Source organism: Streptomyces sp. NPDC001663, assembly GCF_042893105.1.
Taxonomy (GTDB): domain Bacteria; phylum Actinomycetota; class Actinomycetes; order Streptomycetales; family Streptomycetaceae; genus Streptomyces.
In genome coordinates this window covers 204,472-221,788 of sequence record NZ_JBIAUR010000004.1, presented here as the reverse complement: position 1 = coordinate 221,788, position 17,317 = coordinate 204,472, and the positions used below count along the sequence as shown (strand labels likewise).

Annotated in this window: 11 protein-coding genes; 5 read left to right on the top strand and 6 right to left on the bottom strand. The window is 73.4% G+C overall.

Annotated features, from left to right (window positions below):
• The 4 genes from ACFY1L_RS14920 to ACFY1L_RS14905 all read right to left on the bottom strand — a co-directional run.
• Positions 1 to 5,810 (bottom strand): CHAT domain-containing protein (locus ACFY1L_RS14920; protein WP_388823281.1); only part of this gene is annotated, 5,810 nt, incomplete at its 3' end.
• Positions 5,810 to 8,317, bottom strand: coding sequence for a hypothetical protein (locus tag ACFY1L_RS14915; protein ID WP_388823279.1), 2,508 nt, complete (start codon positions 8,315 to 8,317; stop codon positions 5,810 to 5,812). The genes ACFY1L_RS14920 and ACFY1L_RS14915, both read right to left, overlap by 1 nt.
• A 728-nt stretch (positions 8,318 to 9,045) precedes the next feature.
• On the bottom strand, positions 9,046 to 9,522 hold the full coding sequence (locus tag ACFY1L_RS14910; RefSeq protein WP_388823277.1) for a hypothetical protein: 477 nt from the start codon (positions 9,520 to 9,522) through the stop codon (positions 9,046 to 9,048).
• Between the two features lie 136 nt (positions 9,523 to 9,658).
• Positions 9,659 to 9,898, bottom strand: coding sequence for a hypothetical protein (locus ACFY1L_RS14905; RefSeq protein WP_388823275.1), 240 nt, complete (start codon positions 9,896 to 9,898; stop codon positions 9,659 to 9,661).
• Positions 9,899 to 10,018: 120 nt separating this feature from the next.
• Between ACFY1L_RS14905 and cyc2 the strand changes: the two genes are divergently transcribed.
• On the top strand, positions 10,019 to 12,178 hold the full coding sequence (gene cyc2, locus ACFY1L_RS14900) for a germacradienol/geosmin synthase Cyc2 (RefSeq protein WP_388823273.1): 2,160 nt from the start codon (positions 10,019 to 10,021) through the stop codon (positions 12,176 to 12,178).
• On the opposite strand, the gene ACFY1L_RS14895 is transcribed toward cyc2, so the two are convergent.
• Positions 12,171 to 12,893 carry a hypothetical protein gene (locus ACFY1L_RS14895; RefSeq protein ID WP_388823271.1) on the bottom strand — a complete coding sequence of 241 codons (723 nt, stop codon included), beginning with the start codon at positions 12,891 to 12,893 and terminating at the stop codon, positions 12,171 to 12,173. The two genes, cyc2 and ACFY1L_RS14895, sit on opposite strands and share 8 nt — an antisense overlap.
• Before the next feature lie 95 nt (positions 12,894 to 12,988).
• On the opposite strand from ACFY1L_RS14895, the gene ACFY1L_RS14890 reads away from it, so the two are divergent.
• A complete protein-coding gene (locus ACFY1L_RS14890; RefSeq protein ID WP_388823269.1) occupies positions 12,989 to 13,855 on the top strand; it encodes a LysR family transcriptional regulator in 867 nt (288 codons plus the stop codon).
• A gap of 117 nt (positions 13,856 to 13,972) precedes the next feature.
• The gene (locus ACFY1L_RS14885; RefSeq protein WP_388823267.1) at positions 13,973 to 14,557 is read left to right on the top strand and encodes a PDZ domain-containing protein; all 585 of its coding nucleotides are present in this window, start codon (positions 13,973 to 13,975) and stop codon (positions 14,555 to 14,557) included.
• On the opposite strand, the gene ACFY1L_RS14880 is transcribed toward ACFY1L_RS14885, so the two are convergent.
• Positions 14,550 to 15,305 (bottom strand): metallophosphoesterase, encoded by a 756-nt coding sequence (locus tag ACFY1L_RS14880; protein WP_388823265.1) that lies wholly within the window; start codon positions 15,303 to 15,305, stop codon positions 14,550 to 14,552. The two genes, ACFY1L_RS14885 and ACFY1L_RS14880, sit on opposite strands and share 8 nt — an antisense overlap.
• A gap of 137 nt (positions 15,306 to 15,442) precedes the next feature.
• On the opposite strand from ACFY1L_RS14880, the gene ACFY1L_RS14875 reads away from it, so the two are divergent.
• Both ACFY1L_RS14875 and ACFY1L_RS14870 read left to right on the top strand, forming a co-directional pair.
• Positions 15,443 to 16,060, top strand: a complete 618-nt coding sequence (locus tag ACFY1L_RS14875) for a LysE family translocator (protein WP_388823263.1) — start codon at positions 15,443 to 15,445, stop codon at positions 16,058 to 16,060.
• A gap of 117 nt (positions 16,061 to 16,177) precedes the next feature.
• The gene (locus ACFY1L_RS14870; protein WP_388823261.1) at positions 16,178 to 17,305 is read left to right on the top strand and encodes an aminopeptidase P family protein; all 1,128 of its coding nucleotides are present in this window, start codon (positions 16,178 to 16,180) and stop codon (positions 17,303 to 17,305) included.
• Positions 17,306 to 17,317 lie beyond the last annotated feature (12 nt).

The following is a 17,317-nucleotide window of genomic DNA, read 5'->3' as shown; positions in this document are numbered from 1 at the left end:
CCGCGGCCGCGCAGTGTTTCGCGCCAGCGGCCGACCGCGTCCAGCAGGAAACTGCGGACCTGTGCCGACGACGGGTCCGTGCGGGCCGCGCGGATCAGCAGATGGACCGCCAGCGCCACGTCGCCGTCCTCCTCGAGCGCCCGTCGCGCCCGGTCCGCCAAGTTCCTTGCCAGCCCGGCGAGATCGTTCTCGTCCGCGGGCTGTTCCTGCGCCATCGCCCGCATCAGCTCGGCCAGCCCGTCGATGCCGATGCGCTCGGACACCAGCCGCTCCAGCGCGTTCAGCGTCTCGGCGAGGGTCTCGCGGTAGTTGTGCGCCAGCTCCTGCCGCAGACCGGTGTGCAGCAGGCCGATCGCCTCGTGCAGCACCCCCAGCTGCTCCACCGGATCGGCGGTCCGCTCCTCGAGCGTGTACACCAGGGCCCGTACGAGGTTGCCGCGGGCGTGGCCCGACTCGGGGTTCAGCTCCAGTGCCCGCCGCAGGTCGGCCTCCGCGGCCGGCACGTCCAGCGGCAGACCGTGGCGCCCGCGCGAGGAGGCCCGCCACACGCCGCGCATCGACAGCACCAGCGACAGCTGCGCGTCCAACTGCCCGGCCAGATCGTGCGCGAGCGGCTGCAGCACCGGCTTGACCTGCTCGGCCAGCACCACCGCCTCGTCCAGCGCGGCGTCCCGCTGTTCGTACGGCGTGTCGATCAGCGCCTCCATACGGCCGAGAACCATCTGTACGACCGCCCGGTTGGTGCGGGCCTGCATACCGGCGCTCTTCGACACCAGCACGGCCTGCGACCATTGCGCCAGCGCCCGGTCCAGCCCGCCCAGGCCGCTGGTGAGCGCCGTCTGCGCTAGCGAGAGCCGCACCTGCACCGCGAGCGCCGCACCGTCCTGCACGAACCGTGCCTGCCGCCGGGTCAGCCGCAGATACGCCGGGTCGCGGCGCACGAAGTCCCGGCAGTGGCCGCAGCCCTGGACGTGCGCGGCCGGTTCCGCGCCGGGCCCCGCGCAGTCCTCGGGCAGCTCGGTGAGCGCGGCCAGCGCCGGCAGTGCCACCAGCGCCTCCTCGAACCGGTGCGCCTCGGCGAGCGCATACGCCGGTGACAGCACCGAGAAGGCCCAGCGCAGCTTCCGCACCGCGAACTCGCCCGGATCCTGGCCCTGTTGGGCGGCCGCGCTCAGCTCGGCGACCCGCTCGGCCAGCGGCACCTCAAGCCGCAGCATGCGCAGATACCGGGGCCCGCAGGCCAGGGCGACGGCCGTGCCCGGCACCGTCGGCAGCCCGCCGACCTCCTTCAGCACCCGCGCCCCGCCCAGCTCCGCCTCGAACAGGGCGGTCAACTGCCGGTAGGCCCCGGCCTGTTCGGGCCTGTCCTGGTCGGTGTGGGTCTCCTCGCCGGCGGCCAGATGCTCCGACAGCCGCAGACTGAGGTCCCGGCGCAGCCGGGCGAGGTCGTCGAGCGGCACACTCCGCTGGTAGCAGCCCGCGCGTTCGGCGCGCCAGCCGTCCCAGTAGCCCTCGTCGCTCAGCACCGCCGCCCAGTAGGCGAGGGCCTCCTCCCAGGCCCGCACAGCGTGCTCCCAGGCGCCGCTGTGCTCCAGCTCCCGCGCCTGCCACAGCCGGGCCACGGCCAGCCCGTGCACCACCGTCATGTCGCCGGGCGTCTTCGCGAGCCGCTCCTCCCAGGCCGCGACGGCCGCGTCCCGGCCCCGGGCGAGCAGGAGCAGCAGCGGGGCGTCCTTCGGGAACCGCTCGCACAGCGCGTCCAGCGGATCGGAGCCGTCGTCCGGGGCGAGGTGCGCGACCGCCTCGCGGACCGCGGCCGGGGCGTGCCAGCGGTACAGCAGGGCGTCCAGCTCCAGCCGCCGCGCGGGCACCCGCAGCCGGTCCCAGGCCACCCGTTCCGGCCAGGTCCAGGTCGTGCCGTCGCGCTCCATCAGCGTGAACGACAGGTTGTTCACCACGTCCATCGACGAACCGGGACCGACGCCCGCGTCCCGCAGCGCCAGATACGGGAACGTCTCGTCCCGCAGCGCGAACGGGTCCGCCACCAGCGGTTCGCCGATCGCACCGTCCACCCAGGCCAGCCGCAGCACCCCGCGCAGCCGCACCGCCTGCGCCCGCGCGCCCTCGTGGTCGCCGCCGGCCCGCTCGTAGGCCTCCGCGGCCGCCGCGAACCGGCCCTGCTCCTCCAGCAGCCGCCCCTCGCAGTGGGCGAGCCGCGCCTCCGCGTCCCGGTACGGCCCGCTCGCGCGGAAGGCGTCCACCGCCCGGTGCCAGTCCCGCTGCGCCTCCGTCAGCCGGCCCCGCGCATAGGCGGCCACCAGGGGCGCGTCGGCGTGGCCGCGCAGTGCGTCGGCCGTGCGGCACGCCTCCTCCCAGTCGCCCTCGGCCTCGGCGTGCCGGGCACGCGCGTACCGGGCGCGCACCGCGGCGTCCGCGTAGCCGCCGTCGTCGGCGAAGGCGTCCGCCAGCTCCGCGTACAACTCCCGTACGGCACCCCACTGTTCGGCGGTTCCGGCGACCGCCTCGGCGACCCGCGCCCGGGCGTACCGGGTGCGCGGCGCCACGTCGGCATGGTGGCCGGGCAGCTCCTCGTAGGCGGCGAGCGCCTCCTCCCACGCCTGGTCGCGCTCGTGCAGCCGCGCCAGCACATAGCCGTGCAGCAGCGCGAACTCCGCGTCGTCCGCGGCGTACGGCTCGAACAGGCCGCGGGCCCGCTCCAGTTCGGCCAGGCTCAGCGCATGCTGCCCGGTGGCCTTGCGGCGCAGCAGCCCGACCGCCCCGTCCAAAGCCTCGTCCGGTACGCCGTCCAGGTGGCCGAGCACGGAGGTCCAGGTGTCCGGTCTGGCGTCCTCCTGCTGCTCGGCGACCCGTGCGCGCGCGTACTTGCGCCGGTGGCCCACGTCGCCGTCCGCATGGCTGTCCGGCAGCCCGCCGAAGTCCAGTACGGCGGCCTTCCAGTCACAGCGCGCGCCGGCGGCCCGGCCCTGCGCGTAGAGCCGCAGCGCCTCGGGCGGCTCCGCGAAGTCATGGATGTGGTCGGGCACTTCGGCGAAGTGCTCCCGGGCCGCGTCCCATTCCTCGCACAACGCCGCCGCCCGCCCGAGGGCGTACCGCAGCCGCGCCTGCGCATCCGGTTGCCCGGCCTCGGAGTACGCCTCGGCCGCCGCCGACCACTCCCCGGCGGCCTCCGCGACCCGCCCCTCGGCGAACCGGCGCTGCGCCCAGGTGTCCTCGTACGCGTCCGGCAACAGCCGCAGACAGTCCAGCGCCCGCTCCCACTGCCCCGACTCCGCGGCGGCCACGGCACTTTCGCGCACCCGCTCCTGCAACTCCGGGATCCAGGAGGCCGGAGCGGGGAGGCCATGGGCCAACTCGACCGGGGCATCGGCCACTTGGGTCCCACCGATGACCGCGACGTTTCCCGGCTCCGGCTCGTGGGCCCGCGCGGGTCCGCCGCCGTCGGCCTCCGGGGCCGGTTCGGCGACGGCCGCCCGCATCGCGGCCAGCGCCTCGCACCAGGCACCGTCCTTGACGGCGGCACGGCCCCGCGCATGGTGGGCCCGCACCACGGCGTCATCGAATCCGACGGCCACGGCGAACCGCTCGGCCGCCTCCTCCCACCGCTCCTCGCCCTCGGCGACGCGCGCTGCGGCGTAGGCGAGCCAGGAGGGGAGTCCGGGGGAGTGGGCGCACGGGGGGTGGGCGTGTCCGTTCGAGGCCGCGGTGCCGGTGAGCGGGGCGAGGGTGACGTCCCCCGAGTCCGGGACGGCCGGGTGTCCGTTGCGAGCCGCAGCCTCCTGCGGTACGTCTTCCTGCTGTACGTCCGGTGCCGTCACGTCGGCGGCGGAGTACAGCGCCGACGCCTGCGCGAACGCCTCGTGGGCCGTTCTCCAGTCGCCGGCCGCGGCGGCCGCCCGGGCGCGGGCGTAGGCTCCGCGGGCCGTCGCGTCGTACAGCTGGGGGCAGCGCCCGAAGGCGTCCGCCGCGGCGGGCCAGTCACCCGCGTCCTCGGCACTGCGGCCGTGCGCGTACGCCGTGCCCGCCAGCGCAGGACGGTGGTCGCGCCGCAGGTCGAGGGCGTGGCCGTAGGCGGTGGACGCGCCGGCCCAGTCACCCATGGCGCATGCCGCGGCCGCGCGCTCGCAGGCGTCGGCCAGTGCCAGCTCCTCGGCGGCGGCCTCGCGCAGCCGCACCGTGTCGCCGAACCCGGCCGGTCGCTCGGCGAGGAGCTCCTCGCACAGTTCGTGCGCCGTGGCCCAGTCCGCCTCGCGCCCGGCCGTGTGCGCCCGCTCCAGCAGCCCGGTGAGCCGGGAGAGGTCCAGCACCTCCTTGTCGAGGAGGGGCAGCCAGGCCCGATCGCCGTCCGGCAGGGCGCTGCGGACCGCGGACAGCGCGTGCTGCGCGGCCGGCGCCTCCTCGTCCGCGAGCAGCTCGCACAGCCCCTGCACCTTCGGCCAGGCCAGCTCGTACGCCGCCTCCTCCCGCAGCAACTGCTGTTCCTTGCGGTACCGCTGGGTGTCGGTGGCCAGGATGCTGTGTACGTCCTCCCACTTTCTGCGCAGCCGCTGGAAGCGGGCCGCCTCGATCAGCTGGGCCGAATTCACGTCCCCGATGGGGTTGTTGAAGGCTCCCAACGCCGCTGCGCCCTGCCGCAGCGGATCGTGCGCGGCGCGTTCGCCGTCGCGTACCTCGCGTGCCTTGAACAGCCAGCCGTGGCGGCATTCCTCGTGCAGGAACAGCGCGGGCGTCGCCCACTCGGTGGCGGTGTGCCCGCGCTGGTAGGAGATGGTGCGGCGGGCGTGTGCCATCGCCTCGTCGATCGTCTGGTTGGCCGCGATCTTCTTCAGAAGCGCGGGTCCGAACAGCCCCGCCGACCGGTCGCTCACCCGCCCGTGCATGGCCACCACGGCGGGCACCCCGCCCCCGATCAGCGCCTGGGCCAGCCCCGAGAACGGCTCGGTGTGCGAACTGTCCGCCCCGGAACAGAGGTTGAGCACCGCGAGACGTAACCCGGCCGCCCGCAGCAGCATGCCGCTCAGCAGGTCCGCGGGCACCAGGTCGGTGCCGCCGCCCGCGGTCTCCAGATGCACCATGCCCTTGCCGAGCTCGGTGTCGTACGAACCGTGGGCGATCAGCAGGACGGCCGTGGGCAGGTCCGAGCGCTCGCCCAGCGCGGTCTCCAGCCGGTCCCGGGTGGCCGGCCGCACCAGCGTCGTCTCGACGGCGACCTGCGGCAACTCCCGTAAGAGTAAGGCGATTTCGTCCTCGCCGACCGGCAGTGTCTCGCCGTCCGGCGAGGCGTGCACGACCAGCAGCCGGATCTTGCTCGGCGCGTCCTGCGGCTCGGGCAGCCGGTGGCCGATCGGCCCGCCCCGCAGCGACCGCACCAGCGACAGGTTGTCGTGCAGGGCCGTCGACTGGCCCGGCTCGGTGGCGGGCGCGCACAGTGCCTCCAGCGGCAGCGAGCGCAGGGCCGGCGGCAGATCGAAACGCAGGCGAAGCCCGCGCGCGGGCTGCAACTGCCGTACGTACTCCTGTGCCTCGCCCAGATACTCCGCGGCCCGCGGGCCCAACAGCAGACCGAAGACGTCCCGGCCCAGGTCCCGCAGCCGGGAGGCGGCATCCTGGTCGCCGAGCGGCGCGTACCCCAACTCGGCCTCGACCAGACGCTCCCAGCGCCTGCGATACGCCTCGGGCCGGCCGTCGTCCACCGCGAGCACCTCCGCGGCGCCGCCGACCCCGCTGACCGTCAGCACATGACGGTGCACGCCGACCGGGCGCACCCGGAAGCGCAGTTCCTCGTACTCCATCACTCCGGCAGTCCCCCGATCCGCCCCTGCTCCAACTCCGAGTGAACCAGGGCGAGATCGTCCTGCACCAGATCCCGGAGCTCGGCGAGTTCCGGATCCTCGGGAAAGTGCGCCAAGGCGTCCGTGAGGTGGTCCACCGCGTCCTTCAGCTTGTTCCTGGCTCCCACAAGACTCCCCGACCAGCGCATACGGGCCCCGAGGATGCGCAGTACGACGCCAAGGTTGACCTGGGCGCGGTGCAGATGCGGGTTGAGCTCGACCGCGCGGCGCAGATCGGCGGCGGGCCCCTCCAGCCGCTCCATGTCGGCGTTGGCCCGAGTGATGCCCCGCTCCGTGAGCACACGCGCCAACTGCCCCTTGAGCCGGTCGTGTTGCCCGTCGTCGAGCAGTGCATGGGCGGCTTCCAGCGTCGCTCCGGCGGCATTGATGTCACCGCTTCGGTGCAAGGCCTTGGCCGCACCGAGCGCGGTGTCGGCAACGATGGCCTCGACCTCCGCGCCCTGCCCGATCGCCCGCGCATGCGCAAGCGCCTTCTGCCAACTCGCCGCCGCCGTACGCACATCGGGCGCGACCGGGGTGAGCGCCACCCGCCCCTGAGCAAGCCGCGCCGCCATGGCCAGCGCCCGCCCGTCCAGCATCAACTGCCGGTGTTTGCCGGCCTGTCCGGCGTATGCAGGGTTACGGGCGTCGAAGTGGGCACAGTCGGGGTCACAGACGGCGGCGCGGTCGGGGCGGCGGGGGGTTTGGGCGGGGTGTGCCTGCGCGTGGTCGTGCGCCGTGGGGTGGGTTGGGGGTGGGTCTGTTTCTACGGCGGCGGAGGTGCCGTTCGGGCTTTCAGCCGGGGGCTGTCGGCGGTCTGCGGCAGCGTGGGCTGCGGCTGGGGCAGTCGTGGAGGCCGGTGCTGTGGCGGTCCGGCCGGTGGCTGAACGGGCGCGGCAGCTCGGGCAGCGGAGGCCGGTCAGGGCGGCGAGGGCCTCGCCGGGACGGTCGAGCCTGAGCAGGGCCTGGGCCAGGCCGAGGTGCGAGAAGGCCTGGCGCAGCGCAGGTGCCGCCTCGCCCGCCGCACTGACGAAGGCTCCCAACTCCGGTTCCCTGCCGAGCTCCACGATCCGCAGGGGGCCGCAGACAAGGGGCCCGGAAGCGGTCGCGAGCGGCAGCCCGCCGCCCTCCGCCAGCAGCCGCGCCGCCTCGATCTCCCGGTGCAGCAGCGCCTCGGGAGAGGTACGGCCGGCGGCGTCGCCCTCGGGCATGAGCGCCTCGAGCCGATCCTGGAGGTCACCGCGGAGCGTGACGAGATCCTTGTCCTCGACGGCCACCCCGTACCGCTCGGCCGCCTCAACCCGCCGCCGCTCCCAGAAAACGGAGTCGTGCAACAGGCCGCCCCAGAGCGCGACGCAGCGCTTCCAGGCACTTGCCAGGTCTGCGGTGGCTTCGTCGGGGGTGCGGCCGGCGCCGGGGGTTGCCGCGTTGTCCGTGCCGCCTGCACTGCCCGAGCCGCCCGGACCGGCCGGCCGACCGGCGTGGGTGGGGTCGGCGGTATCGCTTGGTCGGTCCGCCTGGCCTGAGTCGATCGTGCCACCCGCGTCGATCATGCTGCCGGCAGCCGTCGTGATGCCCTCGTTGCCGGGCACGCCGGCCTGTCCGACGCCCGTGCCTCGCTGCTCGGCCGTGTCGCCAGTGCCTGTCACGGTGGCCGCACTGCCTGGCTCACGCTCGCCGGTTGCCCCGGTCGTGCCCTTCGCCCCGCTGGTTCCGACCGTGCTGCCTCCGCGCGCCGTGCCGACCTCGGCGGTTTCCCCGTCAGCAGGCGTCAGCGCGTGCCAAGCCATCAACGCCAGGTTGTGGGCGAGACGGCGGTCGGTAGGAGCGGAGCGGGACGCGGACGTGAGTACGGCGAGGCCGTCGTCGCGGCGTCCGCTCAGGCAGAGGGCGACCGAGTGCGGCAGGGCGAAATCCCGTTCCGCGGGGTCGAGTTGACGGGCGCGGTCCAGCAGCGCCGCGGCTCGGCTCCAGTCGTCGTGCGCCCGCGAGCGGCCCTGCGCCCGCCCCATCGCGGATCGCGCGGCCGCCCCCAGCAGCCGGGCGACGTCCCGCGCCGCCCCGCCCGACAACGCCGCCAGCACCCAACGGGCCTCCGCGTCCAGCGCACCGACCCGCTCCGCGGACCGTAAGTCGGCCAGCGCGTCCGCGGGCCGGCCGAGCCGCACCCGGACGTACGCACGCTGCACCAGACCCGGCCCGTCCCCGCCCCACCGCTCCACGACCTCCGTGAACCTCAACTCGGCCGTCTCGTAAGCCTCTTGGCGGTGCACCCCCTGATGCGCGGCGGAACACCCCAGCCAGTACAACGGATCCCGGTCCACCGGACGCAGCCGCACGGCCCGCCGGAACTCCTTCTCGGCCCGCCCGGGTTCCCCCGCCGCGAGCATCAACCGCCCCAGCCCGACATGCGCCCGCGCGGCAAGCCGATCGGCGGAGACGCCGGGTTCGGGGACGGACCGGGACACGGAGCCGCCCGGAGCCGGCGACCCATCGGCCACGACCGCGCCGACGGACTCGTCAGCTACGCCGTGATCCGCGCAGACAGCGGAAGGGCCCGCACCGCCTGCCGCCGCGCCACTCCGGGCAGGTTCCACATCGCCCACCGCGCGTCCACCCACGTGGGCCGCACTGCGATCCGCGTCCGGACCGGTTGCCGTCTCGCCATCCGCGTCTGCATTGGCTGTTGTCCCGCTGCTCGCATCAGGACCGGCCGTTGTCTCGCCGTCTGTGCCCGAACTGGCCGTCGTCGCGCCACTCGCGTCTGTACTGGCTGTTGTCCCGCTGTTCGTGTCCGCACCGGCCGCCGTCTTGCCATCCGTGTCCGCACCGGCCGTTGTCGCGGCCCCCGCACCCGCACCGGCCCCCGCACCGCTCCCCGCATCCGCACCGGCCGTCGTCCCGCCGCCCGCGTCCCCACCAGCCGCCGCCCCGTCACCCGCGCCGGGTCCGCCGTAGCCACCATCCGCGGGCTTGTCGTCCCCCTCGCTACCCTCCGCACTTCCGTCCTCCAGCGGCCCCACGCCCGCGAGCACCGCCCGAAACGCCCGCCCCGCTCCCTCCAAGTCCCCGGCGGCAAGAAGGGATTCGCCCTCCTCGCAGTTCCGTAAGGCCCGGTTCAGCTCGCTGGGCTGCATCAGGTCCCCGGCCCCCGATCCGTGGTGCGCGTCGCCGTACGACACTTCGTCGCCGCGCCTCAGACCGCCGCCTCGTCCAGCTCGGACCGCCACCGGCCGAGCGCTCGGTCGTAGTGCAGGGGGCCGACGGCGAACCGGGTCAGGTCGAGCACGACCAGCTGCTCGTACGCGCTCTGCGGCAGGTCCCCTTCCAGGACGATCTGCAGCTCGGTCCGCTCGTCGTGGAGCACCAGTGGGCGGGGGGCCGGTTCAGGTGCCGTGTTCCCGTCGCGCCGGGGCAGCCGCCCCACGAGGTCCTTGAGTGCGCGGTAGCCGTCCTTGACCGCCTCACCGCCCAGCCCGCTGAGGAACGCCTGCAGCGGCAGCGACGCCAGGACCAGCCACTGCAGCTCGGCCGGGCCGCGATGGTCGACGGCCCGCCGGACCCGGACCGCGGGAGCTCCCAACTCGCCGAACCCCGAGGCCAGTTCCCGCTCCAGCTCCTCGGACACGTCGTGGGCGAACAGCAGTTCCGCGCGCAGCGGTGTCTCGGTCATGACGGCCTACCTCCCCCGGGCCGTTACGGCCGGTCGGCTTCCATGTGGCGCCCGAGCCTAGGGCCCCCGGATCGTGGTCCGCCACCTGAACGCCTCTGCCTTCACCCCTACTTGGCAGTACAGGCACAGTGTCCGGTCAGCCCACCCGAACCTCCTGCCACACCATCCGGTGGTCCGAGGTCACCACGGTCTTGCCGTCGCCCACGAGGCGGTACGGCGGATCGTCGGACGTCGGCCAGAACAACCCGTTCGCGCCGGGCGTCAGCCCCTTGGACGGCAGGATGTGGTCGACCTGCAGGTTCCCGGCCGCCCGCGCTCGCCGGCGGCGTGACCGGCAGGCGCACCGCCGGGTGGTCGAGCAACTCCCGTACGGCATGGTCGTAGCTGTCGCCACAAGAGTCCGCGAGAACTCCCGGATTCACCCCTGATTCACGCGATGGTGTGATCATGTCCGGGCTCGCGGATGGTCCCGGAGGGCCGCGGGTAGGGCCCGGCCATGACGCAGCAGCCCTTCGAACTCCCGCACTTCTACATGCCGTATCAGGCGCGGCTGAACCCGCATGTCGACGAGGCGCGCGCCCACTCGACCGAGTGGGCGCGCGAGATGGGCATGCTGGAGGGGTCCGGGATCTGGGAGCAGTCCGACCTGGACGCGCACGACTACGGACTGCTCTGCGCCTACACCCACCCCGACTGTGACGGCCCCGCCCTGTCGCTGATCACCGACTGGTACGTGTGGGTCTTCTTCTTCGACGACCACTTCCTGGAGATCTTCAAGCGCACCCAGGACCGCGTCGGCGGCAAGGCCTACCTGGACCGCCTGCCCTTGTTCATGCCGCTCGACCTGTCAACTCCCGTACCGGAGCCGCAGAACCCGGTCGAAGCCGGACTCGCCGACCTGTGGGCGCGTACGGTGCCGTCGATGTCGGTGGACTGGCGCCGCCGTTTCGCCGTCGCGACCGAGCACCTCCTCAACGAGTCGCTGTGGGAGCTGTCCAACATCAACGAGGGGCGGATCGCCAACCCCGTCGAGTACATCGAGATGCGCCGCAAGGTGGGCGGCGCGCCCTGGTCGGCGGGGCTCGTGGAGTACGCGACGGCCGAAGTCCCGGACCCTGTGGCCGGGTCGAGGCCGCTCAGGGTGCTGATGGAGACGTTCTCCGACGCCGTGCACCTGCGCAACGACCTGTTCTCCTACCAGCGCGAGGTCGAGGACGAGGGCGAGAACAGCAACGGCGTGCTCGTCCTGGAGACCTTCTTCGGCTGCACCACCCAGGAGGCCGCCGACACGGTCAACGACATCCTGACCTCCCGCCTCCACCAGTTCGAGCACACCGCCCTCACCGAAGTGCCCGCGCTCGCCCTGGAGAAGGGCCTCACCCCGCCCGAGGTCTCCGCCGTCGCCAAGTACACGCAAGGACTTCAGGACTGGCAGTCCGGTGGCCACGAATGGCACATGCGCTCCAGCCGCTACATGAACGCCCGCGCGCAGTCCACCAACCCGTGGCACGGCCTGACCGGCCCCGGCACCTCGGCCGCCGACGTCGGCGCCCTGCTCGCGGCGGCCGGCGCCGAGCGTCTGCGCGCGTACACGCACGTGCCGTTCCAGAAGGTCGGCCCGTCCCGGCTCCCCGACTTCCACATGCCCTTCCAGGTCGGACTGAGCCCGCACCTGGAGTCCGCCCGCCCGCGCCTCACCGCCTGGATGCACGCCATGGGCATGCTCCAGGAGGGCGTCTGGGACGAGGACAAACTCGCCGCGTACGACCTCCCGTTGTGCTCGGCGGGCATCGACCCGGACGCGAGCCCCGAGGCGCTCGACCTCAGCGCCCAGTGGCTCGCCTGGGGCACGTACGGCGACGACTACTACCCGCTGGTCTTCGGCCACCGCCGCGACCTGGCGGCCGCCCGGCTCACCACGCAGCGCCTGTCGGACTGCATGCCCGTGGACGGCGATGAGTCCCTCGTCCCGGTCAACGGCATGGAGCGCGGCCTGCTCGACCTGTGGGCGCGCACGACGGCGGAGATGCCCCCCGACCAGCGGCGCACCCTCAAGGACTCGGTGAACGTGATGACCGAGAGCTGGGTGTGGGAGCTGTCCAACCAGCTGCAGAACCGCATCCCCGACCCGGTCGACTACCTGGAGATGCGCCGCGCCACCTTCGGCTCCGACCTCACCATGAGCCTGTGCCGCATGGGCCACGGCCCCGCCGTCCCGCCCGAGGTCTATCGCAGCGGCCCCGTCCGCTCCCTGGAGAACGCCGCCGTCGACTACGCATGCCTCATCAACGACGTCTTCTCGTACCAGAAGGAGATCGAGTACGAGGGCGAGATCCACAACGCGATCCTCGTCGTGCAGAACTTCTTCGGCATCGACTACCCGACCGCACTGGGTGTCGTCCACGACCTGATGACCCAGCGCATGCAGCAGTTCGAACACGTCGCGGCGCACGAACTCCCCGTCGTCTACGACGACTTCGCCCTGTCGGACGAGGCGCGCGAGGTCATGCGGGGCTATGTGAAGGACCTGGAGAACTGGCTGGCGGGCATCCTCCACTGGCACCGGAAGGTGGACCGCTACAAGGCCGACTACCTGGCCCGCCGCACCCACACCTTCCTCCCGGACCACCCTCCCGCGGCGGTGCCGATCAGCTGAGGACCGCGGCTCGTTCCACCGCGGCTCGCGCCAGCGCCCGGACCATCGGGTGCGGGTGCGAGCCGTCGCCGGCCAGCTCCGGCTGGAAGAGCGAGGCGAGGAAGAAGGGATGGCCCGGGAGTTCGGCGATCCGGATGTGGCCGTCCTGGTCGTGCCCGGAGAAGCGCAGACCGTGCGCGCGCAGGGTGTCGAGGTGACGGGAGGGGCCGTAGGCGCAGTGGTACCGCTCGACCGTGCGCTGTGAGCCGATGACCGTGTGGGCGAGCGAGCCCGGTTCGATCGTGATCTCGGCCTCGTGGCCGACGAGCGAGCAGGCCAGCGGCTCGATGAGCGGGTCGTCGGCGTCGGGGTCGTTCTCGGCGTGCGCGGCCCGGTCGAGTCCGCAGACGTTGCGGGCGTACTCCAGGAGCGCGTGCTGCAGCCCGGCGCATGTGCCGAGGAAGGGGATGCCTTCCACGCGCGCGGTGCGGATCGCCGTCAGTGCCCCCGCCTCGCTGCGGTACGGGCTGCCCGGCAGCACCCACACGGCGTCGAACCCGCGCACCGCGTCCCCGGCCTCGGCGTCCTCGGTCGGGATCCAGTACGCGTCGAGGCCGATGCGGTCGCGCTCGGCGAGGGCGTCGAGCAGCAGCGGGACGCGGGTGTGCGAGACGACGTGCGGGGAGCGGTCCCCGACCAGGGCGATCCTCGCGATTCGGGCTGCGGTGCGTGTCATGACCTCATCCTGGGTGCGGAGCGAGATTCACGTCCAACGATGATTTCTGCACCCTCGATAAGCAGAGCTGATGAGGCCGGTGCATCCTGGCCGACATGGACCCGCACCTCCTGCGCACCTACGTCACCGTCGCCCGCCTCGCCTCCTTCTCCGAGGCCGCGCGCGAACTCGGCTACACCCAGTCGGCGGTGTCCCAGCACATCGCCGCGCTCGAACAGGACCTCGGCGCGCCCCTCCTCACCCGCCGCCCCGTCGCGCCCACCCCCGCCGGCGAGCGGCTGCTCGAGCACGCGGGCCCGCTGCTGCTGCGCCTGGACGCGGCCCGCGCCGACGTCGTACGGATGGCGGCCGCGCCCGAACACGGCCTGACGCTCGCCACGACCCCCATCGCACTCACCGCGCGCACCGTCGCCGCACTCCCGGCCGCGGGCGTGACCCTGCGGGTGCTGCCCCGCGACGAGATCCCGGCCGCCGTCGCCACCGCCGCGGCGGACCTCGGTCTCGTCGACGGCCTGGCCGCCCCCAGCGATCCGCTCCGACTGCCCGACGTGGCACCGCTGACCATGCACGGCGTGGGGGAGGAGCCCGTCCGCGTCCTCCTCCCCGCCGCTCACCCCCTGGCCCGCCGCCCCGGCCTCCGCCTCGGCGACCTCGCCGACGCGCGCTGGCTGGACGCCCCCGACGCGGGCCTCCCGCTCGCCCAGCTCCGCGCCGCGAACGGCGGCCACGGCTTCCGCCCCGCCCTGCGCTACGACGGCACCGACGTGCGCACCCTCACCGCCCTCGCCGCCGCGGGCCACGGCCTGACCCTGCTGCCCGACTCGGCGGCGACGGACGTGCCGGGCACGATGGCCGTCCCGCTCACCCACCCGCGCCTCGTGCACCGGACGGAACTGGTGTACGCAGGCTCACTCGGCGGGGCTGCGACGACGCTGGCGGAGGCGCTGGGTGCACACGCCTGACCTCCCGTTCCGCCCCAAGTGGACGAAGGATTCCCGCCCTTGACGGTGAGTCAGTCTCACTCGTTCGTGGCTCGTCGTGCACCGGGGCTCCGGGTAGAGCTTCACCCGGAGGAGATCATGGAACACACTGCGTTGCGCCCCAAGCCGATGCCCGGCCAGGACCCCGGCGGCGGCACCGGACCCGGCGTCCCCGCCCGGCGCCCGCACGCCGCACGACGGCGGGCCCGACGGCTGAGGGCCGTGCTGTTCGCCCTGTTCGTCGGCACGGTCCTGGTGCTGTCCGGGGTCGGCATCGGCACCGTTGGTGCCACGGTGATCGGCATGAGCAAGCTCGCCGACCTGCAACGACACGCACAGGTCCCGACGCCTCCGACGCCCCCGGCCCCGCACACCCCCACGCCCTCGCTCGCGACGCCGACCGCGTCGGCGGTGTCCCCTGCCGCGACCCTCGGTCTGGAGGCCGTCGACGCGGACAAGGCGGGAGCCCTGGTCGTCGGCGTGCACGTCCCCGGCCCCGCCTTCACGGCGGGCCTGGTCCGCGGCGACGTACTCCTCGCGTTCGGCAGAACCCGCATCGACTCGGCCACCGACCTCGCCCACGCCGTCGCCCACGCCCGACCCGGTGTCGGGATTGTTCTGACGGTCCGTCATCAGAGCGGCGGCTACCAGCAGTTGACGGCGATCCCCGGTGTCGTCACGTGACCACCCGGAAGTGAGTCGTGAGCCGCCCGTCGTCGTCCAGCACATGAAAGGCCAGCCCGACCGGAGCCTCCCGGTCGGCCACCTGCTCGCCCTCCCAGGGCAGCCGCAGCGTCCACGTCACCCCGGGGCCGACGACCAGCGGCCGCCCCGCGAACACGCTCGCGGCAGGCGTGTGCGCATGGCCGGTGATCAGCCCCGAGACTTCCGGCCGCCGCTCCAACAGCGCGGCCAGCCGGCCGGGCTCGCCCAACTGGTGGCGGTCGGGCAGCGGATGGTGCAGTGCGACCGGCGGATGGTGGAAGGCGAGCAGCACCGGCAGGCTCGCGTCCAGCTCGTCGAGCGTCGCCTCGATCCAGTCGTACGTCTCCTCGTCCAGCGCCCCTGCGTCGCTCCCGGGGATGCTGGAGTCGCACATGAGGACCGCGCCGTCGTCGAAGACGTGCGCGCTGTTGACCGGCCCGTCGCTCGCGGGACGCCCGAGCAGGGCCTTGCGGTAGGGCGCCCGGCTGTCGTGGTTGCCCGGGCAGGTCAGCACCGGGAACGGCGCCTCACCCTCGCGCAACCCCAGGATGCGGGCGGCCTCCTCGTACTCCGCCTCCGCGCCGTGGTCCGCGATGTCGCCGGTCACCAACAGCGCGTCCACCCGCCCCGGCAACTCCCACAGGCGGTCGCGCACCCGCTCGGCGCGCTCCGTGGCCCGGGCGGTCCCGTCGAGATGCAGATCGCTGATGTGCGCGAGTACGAGCACGTTCGTACGCCTCCCCGAAAATCCACTAACGGTATGGCTGCATCTAAGCATTAGCTCTAATGGTTTGGTATCACGCATCCATTAACTCGTCGGGAAATGACTGGTCCGCTCCCATGGCGTGGGCCACGATGACCCCCATGCTGAGCTCCCTCCTCGCCTTCCTCGGTGCCTGCACGCTCATCGCCGCCTCGCCCGGCCCCAGCACGGTGCTGATCATCAAGCAGTCGCTGCGCAGCAGACGCTCCGGCTTCCTGACCGTGCTCGGCAACGAGACGGGTGTCTTCGTCTGGGGCGTCGTCGCCGCGTTCGGCCTGACCGCGCTGCTGGCCGCCTCCGAGGTGGCGTACGACGCGATGCGGATCGTCGGCGCGGTCGTCCTGGTCGGCTTCGGCATCCAGGCGCTGCGGCAGGCGCGCCGCGGCAAGGAAGCCGCGGAAGGCTGGGAGGGCGCCGAGAAGAGCGGCTGGGCCGCCTACCGCGGCGGGCTGCTGCTCAACCTCGCCAACCCCAAGGCGGCGATCTTCGCCATGTCCTTCCTGCCGCAGTTCGTGCCCGAGGGTGCCCCGCACCTGCCGGCCATGGTCGGGCTGGCCGCGCTCTGGGCGGTCTACGAGGTCGGCTTCTACGGCCTGTACGTGTGGTTCGTGGGCCGGATGCGGGCCGTGCTGTCCCGCGCCGGGGTGCGCCGGCGCCTGGAACAGGTCTCCGGGGGCGTGCTGCTGCTCCTCGGCGTCCGGCTCGCCCTGGAGAGCTGACGGCATGGCCCGCACAGCGTGCGAAAGACCCGCAGACCGGTCGCGCCGCCCTCTCCGTACGGGCAGGATGCTGCCCGTAGTCCCTTGTGGTCCCTTCACCCGCCCCGGGAGGCCCGGATGACCGGCAGCACGCGCGCGCCCTTCACCGCCGACGACTACCGGGCCCGTATGGACCGGGCCGCGCGGGTGGCCGCCGACGCCGGTCTCGCCGGGCTCCTGGTGGCACCGGGGCCCGACCTGGTGTGGCTCACCGGATACGCGCCCACCGCGGTCACCGAACGGCTCACCCTGCTCGTCCTCGCCCATGGACGGGCCCCCGTCCTGGTCGTCCCCACGCTGGAGGCCCCGGACGCCGCAGAGGCCCCCGGCGCACCCGCCCTCGCCCTGCGCGACTGGACCGACGGCAAGGATCCCTACGCCGCCACCGCCGCCCTCCTCGCCAGCACCGGCCGCTTCGGCATCAGCGACAACGCCTGGGCGATGCACCTGCTCGGCCTGCAGCGGGCGCTGCCCGACACCGACTACGCCTCCCTCACCGAGGCCCTGCCGATGCTCCGCGCCGTCAAGGACGCGGCGGAACTGGACCTGATGGCGGCCGCGGGCGCGGCCGCGGACCGGGCGTTCGAGGAGATCCGGAAAGTTCCCTTCGCAGGCCGCAAGGAGTCCGACGTCGGTGCCGATCTCGCCGATCTGCTACGGCAGTTCGGCCACTCCCAGGTCGACTTCACCATCGTCGCCTCGGGACCGAACGGCGCCAACCCGCACCACGAGGTCGGCGACCGCGTCATCGAACACGGTGACATGGTCGTCCTCGACTTCGGCGGCCTCAAGGACGGCTACGGCTCCGACACCTCCCGCACCGTCCACGTCGGCGAGCCCACCGACGAGGAACGCCGGGTGCACGACCTCGTGCGCGAGGCCCAGGAGGCGGGCTTCCGGGCGGTGCGGCCCGGTGTCGCCTGCCAGGAGGTCGACCGGGCCGCCCGCGCGGTCATCGCGGACGCCGGGTACGGCGAGAACTTCATCCACCGCACCGGGCACGGCATCGGCGTCACCACGCACGAGCCGCCGTACATGATCGAGGGTGAACGGCAGCCACTCGTCCCCGGCATGTGCTTCTCCGTGGAGCCCGGGATCTATCTGCCCGGCCGGTTCGGTGTGCGTATCGAGGACATCGTCACGGTCACCGAGAACGGCGGCCGCCGTCTCAACAACACCGACCGCGAAATGGTCATAGTGGACTGAGCGAGCACCAGG